We start from the raw sequence: 15,515 nt of genomic DNA on the forward strand, positions 1-15,515 counted from the left end.
GTGACACTTCGGGCAGTATTTACTCGAGAAGGCTTCAGGAGAGGCTTTTATTTTGTTCTATTGAGTAGACATGAGGGGTGAATCAAACTTGGCGGGTCATCTTATTCAATTAGGTCGACGTAAACGCAGGTCATACGCTCGGATTCATGAGGTTTTGGAGGTTCCTAACCTTATTGAGATCCAACAAAAATCGTACGATTGGTTTTTGGAAGAGGGATTGCGTGAAATGTTTCAGGATATTTCCCCAATTCAAGACTTTACGGGAAATTTGATACTGGAATTTATCGATTACAACTTAGGAGAGCCTAAGTATTCGGTCGATGAATCCAAGGAACGGGACGTCACTTACGCAGCTCCACTTCGTGTGAAGGTGCGCTTGATCAATAAAGAAACTGGAGAAGTTAAAGAGCAGGAAGTGTTTATGGGAGACTTCCCTCTGATGACGGAAACTGGAACCTTTATTATCAATGGCGCTGAAAGGGTTATCGTCAGTCAGCTAGTTCGTTCTCCGAGCGTCTACTTCAGTACGAAGATAGATAAGAACGGTAAAAAAACGTATACAGCAACTGTAATTCCTAACCGCGGTGCGTGGTTGGAGTTGGAAACTGACGCAAAAGATATCATTTATGTAAGAATCGATCGTACCCGTAAAATTCCAGTTACTGTATTACTGCGTGCATTGGGCTTTGGTACCGACGCGGAGATTCTGGAGCTGTTGGGCGACGATGAATATCTTCGTAACACGCTTGACAAGGATAATACGGATTCAACGGATAAAGCGCTAATAGAAATCTATGAACGCTTGCGTCCAGGTGAACCACCTACATTGGATAATGCAAGAAGCTTGCTGGTTGCTCGTTTCTTTGATCCAAAGCGCTATGATTTGGCGAATGTAGGACGTTATAAAATCAACAAAAAGCTGCATATCAAAAACCGTTTGTTTAATCAACGATTGGCAGAAACCTTGGTTGATCCGGAAACGGGTGAAATCATCGCAGAAGCAGGTCAACTGCTGGATCGCAGACTGCTGGATGAGGTTCTGCCTTTCTTGGAAAAAAGCGTAGGCTTCAAAGAATACACAGCCTCTAATGGTATTGCTGAAATGGAACGCATTCCACTTCAGTGTATTAATGTGTATTCACCGATTGAAGACGGCAAGATCGTTAAAGTGATTGCCAACGGTAAAATTGATAAATCAGTTAAAAATATTATGCCTGCAGATATCATTGCGTCGATTAATTATTTTATTGATCTTCTTCATGGTATTGGCAGTACGGATGATATCGATCACCTGGGTAATCGTAGATTGCGTTCGGTTGGCGAGCTGCTGCAAAACCAGTTCCGTATCGGTTTGTCCCGTATGGAGCGTGTTGTACGCGAGCGGATGTCCATTCAGGATGCCAATGTGATCACACCACAGGCGTTAATCAATATTCGTCCCGTTATCGCTTCAATTAAAGAGTTTTTTGGTAGCTCCCAGCTGTCGCAATTTATGGACCAAACGAATCCATTGGCTGAGCTGACTCACAAACGTCGTTTGTCTGCTTTGGGACCCGGCGGTTTGACTCGGGAACGCGCGGGCTTTGAAGTTCGTGACGTGCATCACTCTCACTATGGTCGTATGTGCCCGATTGAGACACCGGAAGGTCCGAATATCGGTTTGATCAACTCTTTGTCTTCTTTTGCGAGAATTAATGAGTATGGCTTTATCGAGGCTCCATACCGTTGGGTAGATCCGAAAACCGGCATCGTTACTGAGCAGATTGCTTACCTGACAGCTGATGAAGAAGATAACTACGTTGTTGCCCAAGCAAACTCGGAGCTGAGTGAAGAAGGTCATTTGAAGAGCGATATGGTTATCGTGCGTTACAAAGATGATAACTTGATTCTTCCCAAAGACCGTGTCGATTATATGGATGTATCCCCTAAACAGGTTGTATCCGTGGCTACGGCATTAATTCCGTTTTTGGAAAACGATGACTCCAACCGTGCATTAATGGGATCCAACATGCAACGTCAAGCTGTACCTTTGCTTATTCCGAAGTCACCGTTGGTGGGTACGGGTATGGAGCATAAGTCGGCTAAAGACTCCGGTGTATGTATTGTGTCCAAAATAGATGGTGTTGTTGAACGTGTGTCTGCTAACGAAATATGGGTGCGCCGCCAAGCTATGGTAGACGGCAAGCTGGTTAACGGTGACCTGGTAAAACATAAATTGCATAAATTTATGCGTTCCAACCAAGGAACTTGCATCAATCAACGTCCGATTTGCCATAAAGGCGAGCAAGTTCGGGTCGGAGATATTCTTGCAGATGGTCCTTCTACGGAAATGGGCGAGCTGGCGTTAGGTCGTAACGTGGTCGTTGCCTTTATGACTTGGGAAGGTTACAACTATGAGGATGCGATCCTGCTTAGCGAAAAGCTGGTAAAAGAGGATGTTTACACCTCTATCCATATCGAGGAATATGAATCAGAAGCCCGTGATACGAAGCTGGGACCTGAAGAAATTACTCGTGACATTCCTAACGTAGGTGAAGATGCTCTGAAGAACTTGGACGAGCGCGGAATTATTCGTGTCGGAGCCGAAATTGGTGCTGGTGATATTCTGGTAGGTAAAGTTACGCCGAAGGGTGTTACCGAGCTTACTGCTGAAGAACGCTTGCTGCACGCAATTTTTGGTGAGAAAGCACGTGAGGTTCGCGATACGTCGCTTCGAGTGCCGCATGGTACGGATGGTATTGTTGTTGACGTTAAAGTGTTTACCCGTGAAAACGGTGATGAGCTGCCTCCAGGCGTGAATCAACTGGTCCGTGTCTATATTGCGCAAAAACGGAAAATTTCCGAAGGCGATAAAATGGCTGGACGTCATGGTAACAAGGGTGTAATCGCACGTATTTTACCGGAAGAAGATATGCCGTTTATGCCGGATGGTACACCTGTGCAAGTTGTATTGAACCCTCTGGGTGTTCCTTCGCGGATGAATATCGGTCAGGTGCTGGAGGTCCATTTAGGAATGGCCGCCAAGTATCTCGGAATACACACAGCAACGCCGGTATTTGACGGTGCCCGTGAGTATGATGTGTTCGATACGATGGTTGAAGCAGGTATGCAGCGTAATGGTAAAACCATTCTATATGATGGCCGTACTGGTGACCCGTTTGAGCGAGAAGTTACGGTTGGCGTTATGTACATGATCAAGCTTGCGCACATGGTTGACGATAAAATCCATGCCCGTTCTACAGGTCCTTACTCACTCGTTACCCAACAACCACTGGGCGGTAAAGCTCAATTCGGTGGACAGCGTTTCGGTGAGATGGAAGTTTGGGCGTTGGAGGCCTATGGAGCGGCTTACACGTTGCAGGAAATTTTGACAGTTAAATCCGATGATGTAGTCGGACGTGTGAAAACGTACGAATCGATCGTTAAAGGCGAGAACGTTCCAGAGCCGGGCGTTCCTGAATCCTTCAAAGTATTGATTAAAGAGCTGCAGAGCTTGGGCATGGATGTTAAAATCTTGTCTGGCGATGAAAAAGAGATCGAAATGAGGGAAACAGACGATGATGATGAGGTTAGCAGCGATAAGCTGAATCTCAATCTGGAAGGTTCAGAACTGGGTGTAGAATAACCCAGTTCCATCGTATGTTCACAGGTCTATCTTGCACTTAAGGTTTCCCATAAAACATAAGGAGGGTGGCTCCTTGATGGATGTTAACAACTTCGAATTTATGAAAATTGGATTAGCTTCTCCAGAAAAGATCCGTTCGTGGTCCCGCGGAGAAGTGAAGAAGCCAGAAACAATCAATTACAGAACCTTGAAGCCTGAAAAGGAAGGTCTGTTTTGCGAGAAGATTTTTGGGCCTACTAAAGACTGGGAATGTCATTGCGGTAAGTACAAACGTGTACGCTATAAAGGTGTTGTTTGCGATCGCTGCGGAGTGGAAGTAACCCGTCAAAAGGTTCGCCGTGAGCGTATGGGTCACATTGAACTCGCAGCTCCGGTTTCACACATTTGGTATTTCAAAGGAATCCCAAGCCGTATGGGCTTGGCGCTTGATATGTCTCCTCGTTCACTCGAGGAAATTATCTACTTTGCATCCTATGTGGTTACAGATCCCGGAGATACACCGCTTGAGAAAAAGCAGCTCTTGTCCGAGAAGGAATACCGCAGCTACCGTGAAAAATACGGTTATGCATTTCAGGCAGGTATGGGAGCCGAAGCTGTAAAGAAATTGCTGCAGGACATTGAAATCGAACGTGAAGTGGAAATGCTGAAGGAAGAGCTGAAAACAGCTCAAGGTCAGCGCCGTAATCGTGCGATCAAACGTCTTGAGGTTATGGAAGCATTCCGTAATTCAAAAAACTTGCCAGGCTGGATGGTTCTTGATGTCCTCCCTGTTATACCACCAGAGCTTCGTCCTATGGTTCAATTGGATGGAGGAAGATTCGCCACCTCAGATTTGAACGATTTGTATCGCCGCGTTATTAACCGGAACAACCGCTTGAAAAGGCTGTTGGATCTGGGCGCACCGGATATTATCGTTCAAAATGAAAAACGGATGCTGCAGGAAGCCGTCGATGCACTAATCGATAATGGCCGCCGCGGCCGTCCAGTAACGGGTCCGGGCAACCGTCCGTTAAAATCCTTAAGTCATATGCTCAAAGGGAAACAAGGACGTTTTCGTCAAAATCTGCTCGGTAAACGTGTCGATTATTCCGGTCGTTCGGTTATCGTCGTAGGTCCAAGCTTGAAAATGTACCAGTGCGGACTTCCGAAGGAAATGGCACTTGAATTGTTTAAACCTTTTGTGATGAAGGAACTGGTCAATAAGGGGCTTGCTCACAATATCAAAAGTGCAAAACGTAAAGTCGAGCGCGTAAGTCCTGAAGTTTGGGACGTATTGGAAGAGGTCATTAAGGAGCATCCGGTTCTCTTGAACCGTGCACCTACGCTGCATAGATTAGGTATTCAAGCGTTTGAACCGATTCTGGTTGAAGGCCGTGCCATTAAGCTGCATCCATTGGTATGTACCGCTTATAATGCCGACTTTGACGGAGATCAAATGGCGGTTCACGTTCCATTGTCTGCAGAAGCACAAGCAGAAGCTCGCTTGTTGATGCTGGCAGCCGGTAATATCTTGAATCCAAAAGACGGTAAGCCGGTAGTTACGCCTTCACAGGATATGATCTTGGGAAGCTTCTATCTGACAACCGATAATAAGGAAGCACATGGCGCCTTAACCATTGTTCGTACTGTACATGAAGCTGTATCCTTATACCAACGTGGAGCAGCTGCACTGCATGCGCGTATCGCTATTCCAGCCAAAGCATTGAACAAAACAAGCTTTACACCGGAACAGCAAGAAGCGATGCTGATTACAACGATCGGTAAGGTAATCTTTAATGAAATTTATCCTCCAGATTTGCCTTATATCAATGAACCTACCAAATCGAATTTATTGAATGGTGCATCCGATCAATATTTCGTGTTTGAAAAGGGCGCTGACATACGTAAAATCATGCAGGAGCTTCCGGAGGGCAAAGCAGTAGGTAAAGAGTATCTGGGCTTGATTATTGCTGAGTGCTTCCGGAAATACCATACAACCAAAACTTCGGTTATATTGGACAAAATCAAGGAGCTTGGTTTTACTTATTCAACGAAATCCGGTATTACAATCGCAGTTGCGGATGTAACGGTACCGCTTGAAAAAGATGCCATCCTTAAAGAGTCCGATGATAAAGTCAATATGGTAACGAACCAATATCGTCGTGGTTTGATAACAGATGAAGAACGTTATGATCGTGTTATTACGATTTGGAGTAAAGCGAAGGATGAAATCACGGATATCCTGATGAAATCCCTAGACAAATACAACTCCATCAACATGATGGTGGAATCCAAGGCACGGGGTAACAAATCACAAATTACACAGCTGGGCGGTATGCGTGGTCTGATGGCCAACCCGTCTGGTAAAATCATTGAGTTACCAATTAAATCGAACTTCCGTGAAGGCTTAACGGTTTTGGAATACTTTATTTCAACGCATGGTGCGCGTAAAGGTTTGGCCGATACAGCACTTCGTACAGCTGACTCCGGGTACCTGACACGCCGTCTGGTAGACGTAGCACAGGATGTTATCGTTCGCGATGAGGATTGTGGTACGGATAAAGGCTTTACCGTTAACAAGATTCAGGATGGTAAAGAGGTCATCGAGGATCTGTATGACCGGATTGAAGGCCGCTATGCATTCGAAGTGATTCGTGATCCGCAAACCGGTGAAGTGATTGTTGGACGCAATGAATTGATAGAAGCGAACATCGCGGATACAATCATCGCAGCCGGCATTGAAAAACTGCAGATTCGATCCGTTCTGAGCTGCCGTTCCCATCATGGCGTTTGCAAAAAATGCTACGGTCGTAACCTGGCAACTGGACAATTTGTAGAGATTGGTGAAGCTGTAGGTATTATCGCTGCACAATCTATCGGCGAACCAGGAACGCAGTTGACCATGCGTACGTTCCATACCGGTGGTGTTGCTGGAGATGATATTACACAAGGTTTGCCGCGTATTCAGGAGTTGTTTGAAGCCAGAAATCCGAAAGGTCAAGCGATCATTTCGGAGATTGATGGGGTAGTTAAGGAGATTCGTGAAGCCAAGGATCGTCGTGAAATCGAAGTTCTCGGTGAAGCTGAATCCAAAACTTATGCAGTTCCTTATGGTTCACGTATTCGCGTATCGCTTAACCAACAGGTTGAGGCGGGCGATGAGTTGACGGAAGGATCGATCGATCCTAAGGAAATGCTCCGCATCAAGGGTATCCGTGGTGTACAAAACTACATTCTTCAAGAGGTTCAACGTGTTTATCGGAACCAGGGTGTAGAAATCAACGATAAGCATATCGAGGTTATGGTTCGCCAGATGCTTCGTAAAATACGTATCGTTGATTCTGGTGACACGACGCTGCTTCCAGGTTCCTTTGTGGATATCCATGAATACGAAGAAGCCAATAAGGTCGCTTTGTACTCCGGACAAGAGCCAGCGGTTGCCAAACCGGTTCTGCTCGGTATTACCAAAGCTTCGCTTGAGACGGATTCCTTCCTGTCCGCAGCTTCCTTCCAGGAAACTACACGTGTATTGACTGATGCTGCCATCAAGGGCAAGGTTGATAAACTGCTCGGATTGAAGGAAAATGTTATTATTGGTAAGCTGATTCCTGCGGGAACAGGTATGCATAGATACCGTGACATCCGGATCACGAATCCGAATGAAGTGGAAGCTGATAACAAATCTTTAGAATTAGAAGTCGTTTCGGCTGACTAATTGCTTATAGAAGGATGAGATACTTGCCCTTGCTGAGAGATTGTGTAAATTCTTTGTAAGGGCAGGTAATTGTCTTGACAACGGCACTTTCAAAGTGCTATTATATCGAAGTGTGCCATTTTGTGAAGTGTTTCCTGTCCTTTGGAGGATATTTTATATGTCTTATGAAAAAGTAAAACAGGCTGCTAACATTAGTATTGGCATGAAACAAACTGCAAGAGCAGTCGAGATGAACAAATCATCCGAAGTTTTTGTAGCCAAAGATGCAGATCCGCGAATAACGATAAAGATGGTAGCCCTTTGCAAGAAAGAGGGTATTCCAGTGACCTACGTTGATTCCATGAAGTTATTGGGTAAAGCGTGCGGTATTGATGTTGGAGCTGCTGTGGCAGCAATAGTGAATGAATAAAGCAAATCCGTTTTTGTTCAATAACAGAAATGTTGGCGGCAAAAGCTTTTCGTTTGTTCATTTATGATTCGCCTGGATCTGTGGGCTTGAAAGAGAACTAATAAGATTGGAAGGAGGTGGCGATATGCCAACAATTAACCAACTCGTTCGTAAAGGACGTAAAGCAAAAGTGGAGAAATCCAAATCACCAGCTCTTCAAAGAGGATTTAATGCCTTGAAAAGAGAAGCAACCGACATTAGCGCTCCTCAAAAGCGTGGTGTATGTACGCGTGTAGGTACAATGACGCCGAAGAAACCAAACTCTGCACTTCGTAAATACGCTCGTGTGCGTTTGACAAATCGTGTTGAAGTTACTGCCTATATTCCGGGTATTGGACACAACTTGCAAGAGCACAGCGTGGTATTGATTCGTGGAGGTAGAATTAAGGATCTTCCAGGGGTACGTTATCACATCGTTCGCGGCGCATTGGATACATCCGGTGTGAACAACCGTAAACAAGCTCGTTCCAAATATGGTACGAAGCGTCCTAAAGCAGCTAAGAAGTAAATAAAGCAAATAAAAACGGATGATTTTTTCAGAAAGGGGGATAACTATGCCTCGTAAAGGTCCAGTTACTCGCAGAGACGTATTACCAGATCCAATCTATAGCAGCAAACTTGTTACTCGTCTTATCAATCGCATTATGCTCGATGGCAAAAGAGGTGTTGCTCAAACCATCTTGTACAATGCATTCAAAATGATTCAAGATCGTACAGGTAAAGAGCCGATGGAAGTTTTCGAACAAGCCATCAAAAATATTATGCCTGTTCTTGAGGTTAAAGCTCGTCGTGTAGGCGGAGCAAACTATCAAGTGCCAATCGAAGTTAGACCTGATCGTCGTACGACTTTGGGACTTCGTTGGTTGGTGAATTATTCTCGCCTTCGTGGTGAGAAAACGATGGAAGAAAGATTGGCACAAGAAATTATTGATGCCAGCAACAACACAGGTTCTTCCGTTAAGAAACGCGAAGATACACACAAAATGGCTGAAGCTAACAAAGCTTTCGCTCATTATCGCTGGTAGAATCTAAATTCCTTATAATTTGAAAGGAGACATCCTGATGGCTAGAGAGTTCTCCTTGAAAGATACACGTAATATTGGGATTATGGCGCATATTGATGCAGGTAAAACGACCACGACCGAGCGTATCTTATTCTTTACAGGTCGTACTCACAAAATCGGAGAAGTGCATGATGGCGCTGCGACGATGGACTGGATGGAACAAGAGCAGGAGCGCGGAATTACAATTACTTCCGCTGCTACTACTGCTGCTTGGAAGGGTCACCGCATCAATATCATCGATACCCCGGGACACGTTGACTTCACTGTTGAAGTGGAACGCTCCCTGCGTGTATTGGACGGGGCAGTTGGAGTATTCAGCGCCAAAGAAGGCGTTGAGCCTCAGTCGGAGACGGTATGGCGTCAAGCTGACCGTTATAATGTTCCTCGGATTGCTTATGTTAACAAAATGGATATTATTGGTGCTGACTTCCTTGGTGCGATCCAGCAAATGCGTGAGAAATTGGGAGCTAATGCAGTTGCTATTCAATTGCCAATTGGTTCTGAAAGTGATTTTGACGGCATCATTGACTTGGTTGAACAAAAAGCACATATATTCAAAGATGACAAAGGTGAAAACATCGAGATAGTTGATATCCCAGATGAATTCAAAGAACAAGTTGAAGTATTAAGACTTGAACTGATTGAAAAAGTTGCAGAGCTAGACGAAGAGCTGACAATGAAATATCTCGAAGGTGAAGAGATCACTGTCGAGGAAATCAAAAAAGCACTTCGTATTGGTGTATGCCAAGTAAAAATCTTCCCTGTTATTTGTGGTTCTTCATATAGAAACAAAGGTGTTCAATTGATGTTGGATGCGGTAGTAGATTACCTTCCATCCCCTCTTGATGTACCTGATATTAAAGGTGTGCTTGATGACGGTACTGAAGTCATTCGTAAGTCTTCGGATGATCAGCCTTTCTCAGCACTTGCCTTTAAAATTATGACGGATCCTTATGTAGGAAAGCTTACTTTCTTCCGTGTATACTCTGGTGTGTTAAATTCAGGTTCTTATGTTCTTAACGCTACTAAAGGTAAACGCGAAAGAGTTGGACGGATTCTTCAGATGCATGCAAACACGCGTCAAGAGATCAGCATTGTATATGCAGGTGATATTGCGGCTGCTGTAGGCTTGAAGGATACTACAACGGGTGACACACTCTGTGAAGAGAAAAGCCCAGTAATCCTTGAAAAAATGAATTTCCCTGAACCGGTTATTCAACTCGCTGTTGAGCCGAAAACGAAGGCTGACCAAGACAGAATGGGTATTGCTTTATCCAAGCTGTCCGAAGAAGATCCGACTTTCCGTGCACACACAGATGAGGAAACTGGACAAACGATTATTGCAGGTATGGGTGAGCTTCACCTTGAAGTTCTAGTGGATCGTATGCTGCGTGAATTCAAGGTAGAAACAAACGTGGGTAAACCACAAGTTGCTTACCGTGAAACATTCCGTCAAGAAGCTAGAGTTGAAGGTAAGTTTGTTCGTCAGTCCGGTGGCCGCGGTCAATATGGACATTGTTGGGTTATCTTCACACCTCAAGAAGCTGGTGAAGGATTCTTGTTCGAAAGCAAGGTTGTGGGTGGTTCGATTCCAAGAGAATACATCGCTCCAATTCAAGCCGGTATCGAAGAATCAATGAAGAACGGTGTTATGGCAGGATTCCCGCTGGTTGATATTAAAGCAACTGTTGTTGACGGATCTTACCATGATGTTGACTCCAACGAAATGGCGTTCAAAATTGCAGGTTCAATGGCATTAAAGGCAGCGGCAGAAAAATGTCGTCCAGTTTTGCTTGAGCCAATCATGAAAGTTGAAGTTACCGTTCCAGAAGAATATATGGGCGATGTTATGGGTGATTTGAACTCCCGTCGTGGTCGTATCGAAGGTATGGATTCCCGCTTTGGTGCACAAATTATCCGTGCTAAGGTGCCTCTCTCCGAGATGTTCGGTTACTCCACAACTTTGCGTTCACGTACTCAAGGACGTGGCGTATATTCGATGGAATTGTCCCATTATGAAGAAGTGCCTAAGTCCATTGCAGAAGAAATTGTTGCTAAACATAAGGGCGCTTAATACAAATATAAGTTAATCGAGGAGGCAATCCAAGCCATGGCAAAAGCGAAATTCGAACGTAATAAACCGCATGTTAACATTGGAACTATCGGTCACGTTGACCACGGTAAAACAACTTTAACTGCAGCTATCACAACTGTATTGTCCAAAAGATACGGTGGCGCAGCAGTAGCGTTTGACCAAATTGACAAAGCTCCAGAAGAGCGCGAGCGCGGTATCACAATCTCCACAGCTCACGTTGAGTATGAAACACCTAACCGTCACTATGCACACGTTGACTGCCCAGGACATGCTGACTATGTTAAGAACATGATTACAGGCGCAGCACAAATGGATGGAGCTATTCTGGTTGTATCTGCAGCTGATGGCCCTATGCCACAAACTCGTGAGCACATTCTTTTGTCCCGCCAAGTAGGCGTACCTTACATCGTTGTTTTCTTGAACAAATGCGATATGGTAGAAGACGAAGAGTTGCTTGAACTGGTTGAAATGGAAGTTCGCGATTTGCTGAACGAATATGAGTTCCCAGGCGATGATACTCCAATCATCCGTGGTGCTGCTCGTGAAGCATTGCAAAACCCAGATGGTCCTTGGGCTGATAAAATTATCGAATTGTTTGAACAAGTTGATACTTATATCCCAACTCCTGAGCGTCAAACTGACAAGCCTTTCTTGATGCCTGTTGAGGATGTATTCTCAATCACAGGTCGTGGTACCGTTGCTACAGGTCGTGTAGAGCGCGGAACTATCAAAATTCAAGAAGAAGTTGAAATTCTTGGTCTTCAAGAAGAAACTCGCAAATGTATCGTTACAGGCGTTGAAATGTTCCGTAAATTGTTGGATTCCGCACAAGCGGGCGACAACATTGGCGCATTGCTTCGTGGTGTAGACCGTAAAGACATTGAGCGTGGTCAAGTTTTGGCGAAACCAGGTTCCGTTAAAGCACATACTGCATTTTCCGCTCAAATCTACGTTCTTACTAAAGAAGAAGGTGGCCGTCATAAGCCTTTCTTCACAGGCTACCGTCCACAGTTCTACTTCCGTACAACTGACGTAACTGGTATCATTACATTGCCAGAAGGTACTGAAATGGTAATGCCTGGTGATAACATCACCGTTACTGTTGAACTGATCGCTCCAATCGCTATTGAAGAAGGTACTCGCTTCGCGATTCGCGAAGGCGGCCGTACAGTAGGCGCTGGCGCAGTAGCAACAATCAGCAAATAAGATCATCACAGATCTGAGAGCCTTCCATCGCAATTACTGGATGGAGGGCTTTTATTTTTGTTAATTTTTCACTGTGAATAATGGATTTATAAATTTATAAAAAAAGAATGGAAATGTTCTTGCTTTTTGTTTTGATATTTTATATAATAGTGAACGTTGGTCTGAGACGTTGCGATGATGTGAGAGGTTGCTGACACACCCGGCCCCTTTGCCATGGGGAAGGCGTCAGGAGATTTTCACTGAGTATGTCCGATACTAAATTGGGCGATAGAAGGAGGGAATACTATGGCAAAGCAAAAAATTCGTATTCGTTTGAAGGCATATGATCACAGAATTCTGGATCAATCTGCTGAAAAAATTGTGGAAACGGCAAAGCGTTCAGGTGCAAGCGTATCTGGTCCGATCCCATTACCTACGGAGAAAACAATCATTACTGTTCTTCGTGCGGTACACAAATACAAAGACTCGCGTGAGCAATTTGAACAACGCACACATAAGCGTTTGATCGATATTGTTAATCCGACACCACAAACAGTAGATGCGTTAATGCGTTTGGATCTACCGTCCGGTGTGGATATCGAAATTAAATTGTAATCCACATGTGTATAAATAATTGAAAGCATAAGAAGAAAAGAGGTGTCAACGATGACTAAAGGTATCTTAGGAAAAAAGCTTGGAATGACCCAAGTGTTTACTCCTGAAGGCTTGGTAATTCCGGTAACGGTAATTCTTGCAGGTCCTTGTACGGTTTTGCAAAAAAAGGATGCTGAGAATGACGGATACGAAGCTATTCAAATCGGTTTTGATGACAAGAAAGAAAGTAGAGCTATCAAACCTGAGTTGGGCCATGCGAAAAAAGCTGGTGCAACACCTAAGCGCTACATTAAAGAAATTCGTGGTATTCAGATCTCTGAATACGAAGTTGGCCAAGAAATCAAAGCTGACTTGTTCACAGAAGGCGAATTCGTTGATGTAACCGGTACTTCTAAAGGTAAAGGTTTCCAAGGTTCTATCAAAAGACATAATCAATCTGTTGGTCCAATGGCTCACGGCTCGCGTTACCATCGTGGTCCAGGTTCCATGGGTTCCATCCAATCCAACCGTGTTCCAAAAGGCAAAAAGCTTCCAGGACATATGGGTGCGGAAACAGTTACGATTCAACGTCTTGAAGTTATCAAAGTCGATGCGGAACGTAATGTGATCCTAGTAAGAGGTTCCATTCCGGGTCCTAAAAATAGCTACGTGAGTGTTAAATCAACAGTTAAGTAAAGCAAGGAAGGAGGATTAACAGATGCCAAAAGTAGCATTGTATAATGTAAGTGGTGCACAAGTGGGTGAAGTGGAATTGTCTGATTCCGTGTTCGGTATTGAACCCCATTCCCACATTTTGAATGAAGCAGTATTAATGCAGCGTGCTTCGTTACGACAAGGTACACACAAAGTTAAGGGACGCTCCGAAGTTCGCGGTGGCGGTCGTAAACCTTGGAAACAAAAAGGTACAGGTCGTGCACGTCAAGGTAGTATTCGTTCCCCTCAATGGAAGGGCGGCGGTATCGTTTTTGGACCGACTCCACGCAGCTACGCGTACAAGCTTCCTAAGAAAGTTCGTCGTATTGCCATCAAGTCTGCATTGTCTTCCAAGGTACTTGGCAACGAAATTATCGTACTGGATCAATTGCTATTGAATCAGCCAAAAACCAAGGAATTTGCAGCGATTCTTAACAATTTGAAAGTGGATCGCAAAGCTTTAGTAGTAACAGCTGGTTATGAAGAAAACGTGGCATTATCCGCTCGTAATATCCCAGGCGTGAAATTTGTAGTTGCTGACGGAATTAGCGTGCTTGATGTTATGGTTTACGACAAGCTGATCATTACTAAGGATGCGGTACAGAAGGTAGAGGAGGTTTTTGCATAATGAAAGATCCTCGCGATATTATTAAACGCCCTGTAATCACTGAGCGTACAAGTGATATGATGGCTGAGAAGAAATATGTATTTGAAGTTGAGCTCCGTGCAAACAAAACGGAAATCAAATTGGCTATTGAGTCAATTTTCAAAGTAAAAGTAACGAAAGTTAACACTTTGAGAATGCCGGCTAAGCCAAAACGCTACGGTCGTCATGCCGGTTATACATCGGAATGGAAAAAAGCGATTGTTTCGTTAAGCGCTGATAGCAAAGAGCTTGAATTTTTTGAGAGTGTGTAATTAACCTTTTCAAGTAAGGAGGAATCCAAGTGCCAATTAAAAAATATAAACCAACGTCACCTGCCAGACGTCATATGTCGGTTTCTACATTTGAAGAAATCACAACGTCAACACCGGAGAAATCGTTATTGGCTCCGTTGTTCAAGCACGCGGGACGTAACAACCAAGGTAAAATTACGGTTCGTCACCAAGGTGGAGGACACAAACGTAAATACCGGATTATCGACTTCAAACGGAATAAAGATGGAATACCAGGTCGCGTTGCTACGATTGAATACGATCCGAACCGTTCCGCTAACATTGCTTTGATTCATTATGCTGATGGTGAAAAACGTTATATCATCGCTCCTAAGAACTTGAAAGTCGATGATAAAATCGAATCCGGACCTAAAGCGGATATCAAGATCGGTAATGCTTTGCCGCTTGAAAATATTCCTGTAGGTACAGTTATCCACAACATCGAGTTGAAACCTGGCAAAGGCGCTCAATTGGTTCGCGCTGCTGGTACTGAAGCTCAATTGCTAGGTAAAGAAGAAACTTATGTGACAATTCGTCTTACTTCCGGCGAAGTTAGAAAAGTTTTGAAAGTTTGCCGCGCAACTATCGGTTCTGTTGGTAATGAAGATTACGAATTGATCAAAGTAGGTAAAGCTGGACGCTCGCGTTGGTTGGGTCAAAGACCTGAAGTCCGCGGTGTTGTAATGAACCCTAACGATCACCCACACGGTGGTGGTGAAGGCCGTGCTCCTATCGGTCGTAAATCTCCAATGTCTCCTTGGGGCAAACCGACTCTTGGTTACAAAACTCGTAAAAAAGGCAAAGCATCTGATAAATATATTGTTCGTCGTCGCACTAAATAATCGGATTCTAGCAAGGGTTGAAGAAAGGAGGAACGAAATATGGGTCGCAGTTTGAAAAAAGGTCCTTTCGTTGACGGCTATCTTATGAAGAAAGTTGAAGCGCAAGGCGACACTCAGAAGAAACAAGTTATTAAAACTTGGTCGCGTCGTTCGACTATTTTCCCGCAATTCATCGGCTTTACTTTTGCGGTATACGATGGTAAAAAGCATGTGCCGGTTTACGTTACAGAGGATATGGTTGGTCACAAACTTGGTGAGTTTGCTCCAACTCGTACTTACAAAGGTCATGATGATGACAAGAAGACGAGCAAGCGCTAA

13 protein-coding genes are annotated in these 15,515 nt (G+C 44.3%); all 13 read left to right on the plus strand.

Going from position 1 to position 15,515, the window contains the following annotated elements; all coding sequences use genetic code 11:
- Positions 1-88 precede the first annotated feature (88 nt).
- The 13 genes from rpoB to rpsS all read left to right on the plus strand — a co-directional run bounded on the left by rpoB (position 89) and on the right by rpsS (position 15,515).
- Positions 89-3,625 carry a DNA-directed RNA polymerase subunit beta gene (gene rpoB, locus NST47_RS03540; RefSeq protein ID WP_076237505.1) on the plus strand — a complete coding sequence of 1,179 codons (3,537 nt, stop codon included), beginning with the start codon at positions 89-91 and terminating at the stop codon, positions 3,623-3,625.
- A 73-nt stretch (positions 3,626-3,698) separates the two neighbouring features.
- Positions 3,699-7,319: a DNA-directed RNA polymerase subunit beta' gene (gene rpoC, locus NST47_RS03545; protein WP_076237502.1), complete on the plus strand. Its 3,621-nt coding sequence runs from the start codon at positions 3,699-3,701 to the stop codon at positions 7,317-7,319.
- A 157-nt stretch (positions 7,320-7,476) separates the two neighbouring features.
- Positions 7,477-7,728 (plus strand): 50S ribosomal protein L7ae-like protein, encoded by a 252-nt coding sequence (locus NST47_RS03550; RefSeq protein ID WP_076237499.1) that lies wholly within the window; start codon positions 7,477-7,479, stop codon positions 7,726-7,728.
- Between the two features lie 124 nt (positions 7,729-7,852).
- Positions 7,853-8,275: a 30S ribosomal protein S12 gene (gene rpsL / locus NST47_RS03555; protein WP_091176426.1), complete on the plus strand. Its 423-nt coding sequence runs from the start codon at positions 7,853-7,855 to the stop codon at positions 8,273-8,275.
- Between the two features lie 46 nt (positions 8,276-8,321).
- A complete protein-coding gene (rpsG, locus tag NST47_RS03560) occupies positions 8,322-8,792 on the plus strand; it encodes a 30S ribosomal protein S7 (RefSeq protein ID WP_076237493.1) in 471 nt (156 codons plus the stop codon).
- 37 nt (positions 8,793-8,829) lie between these two features.
- Positions 8,830-10,905, plus strand: a complete 2,076-nt coding sequence (fusA, locus tag NST47_RS03565) for an elongation factor G (protein ID WP_076237490.1) — start codon at positions 8,830-8,832, stop codon at positions 10,903-10,905.
- A 36-nt stretch (positions 10,906-10,941) separates the two neighbouring features.
- Positions 10,942-12,132 carry an elongation factor Tu gene (tuf, locus tag NST47_RS03570; protein ID WP_341153939.1) on the plus strand — a complete coding sequence of 397 codons (1,191 nt, stop codon included), beginning with the start codon at positions 10,942-10,944 and terminating at the stop codon, positions 12,130-12,132.
- A gap of 285 nt (positions 12,133-12,417) precedes the next feature.
- Entirely contained in the window at positions 12,418-12,726 is a 309-nt protein-coding gene (rpsJ, locus tag NST47_RS03575; RefSeq protein WP_076237484.1) for a 30S ribosomal protein S10, read from the plus strand.
- Positions 12,727-12,777: 51 nt separating this feature from the next.
- On the plus strand, positions 12,778-13,401 hold the full coding sequence (gene rplC / locus NST47_RS03580; RefSeq protein ID WP_076237482.1) for a 50S ribosomal protein L3: 624 nt from the start codon (positions 12,778-12,780) through the stop codon (positions 13,399-13,401).
- A 22-nt stretch (positions 13,402-13,423) separates the two neighbouring features.
- The gene (gene rplD / locus NST47_RS03585; protein ID WP_076237479.1) at positions 13,424-14,047 is read left to right on the plus strand and encodes a 50S ribosomal protein L4; all 624 of its coding nucleotides are present in this window, start codon (positions 13,424-13,426) and stop codon (positions 14,045-14,047) included.
- The gene (rplW, locus tag NST47_RS03590; protein ID WP_076237476.1) at positions 14,047-14,337 is read left to right on the plus strand and encodes a 50S ribosomal protein L23; all 291 of its coding nucleotides are present in this window, start codon (positions 14,047-14,049) and stop codon (positions 14,335-14,337) included. Before rplD ends, rplW begins: the two co-directional genes overlap by 1 nt.
- Positions 14,338-14,366: 29 nt before the next feature.
- Positions 14,367-15,197, plus strand: a complete 831-nt coding sequence (gene rplB, locus NST47_RS03595) for a 50S ribosomal protein L2 (RefSeq protein ID WP_076237473.1) — start codon at positions 14,367-14,369, stop codon at positions 15,195-15,197.
- A gap of 39 nt (positions 15,198-15,236) precedes the next feature.
- Positions 15,237-15,515 carry a 30S ribosomal protein S19 gene (gene rpsS / locus NST47_RS03600; RefSeq protein ID WP_076237471.1) on the plus strand — a complete coding sequence of 93 codons (279 nt, stop codon included), beginning with the start codon at positions 15,237-15,239 and terminating at the stop codon, positions 15,513-15,515.

Source organism: Paenibacillus sp. FSL H8-0034 (assembly GCF_038000305.1).
In the GTDB taxonomy this organism is placed as follows: domain Bacteria; phylum Bacillota; class Bacilli; order Paenibacillales; family NBRC-103111; genus Paenibacillus_S.

Coding starts and splice junctions, on each gene's coding strand:
- NST47_RS03550 (WP_076237499.1), top strand. CDS start 7,477: ATGTCTTATGAAAAAGTAAAACAGGCTGCTAACATTAGTATTGGCATG.
- rpsL (WP_091176426.1), top strand. CDS start 7,853: ATGCCAACAATTAACCAACTCGTTCGTAAAGGACGTAAAGCAAAAGTG.
- rpsG (WP_076237493.1), top strand. CDS start 8,322: ATGCCTCGTAAAGGTCCAGTTACTCGCAGAGACGTATTACCAGATCCA.
- fusA (WP_076237490.1), top strand. CDS start 8,830: ATGGCTAGAGAGTTCTCCTTGAAAGATACACGTAATATTGGGATTATG.
- tuf (WP_341153939.1), top strand. CDS start 10,942: ATGGCAAAAGCGAAATTCGAACGTAATAAACCGCATGTTAACATTGGA.
- rpsJ (WP_076237484.1), top strand. CDS start 12,418: ATGGCAAAGCAAAAAATTCGTATTCGTTTGAAGGCATATGATCACAGA.
- rplC (WP_076237482.1), top strand. CDS start 12,778: ATGACTAAAGGTATCTTAGGAAAAAAGCTTGGAATGACCCAAGTGTTT.
- rplD (WP_076237479.1), top strand. CDS start 13,424: ATGCCAAAAGTAGCATTGTATAATGTAAGTGGTGCACAAGTGGGTGAA.
- rplW (WP_076237476.1), top strand. CDS start 14,047: ATGAAAGATCCTCGCGATATTATTAAACGCCCTGTAATCACTGAGCGT.
- rpsS (WP_076237471.1), top strand. CDS start 15,237: ATGGGTCGCAGTTTGAAAAAAGGTCCTTTCGTTGACGGCTATCTTATG.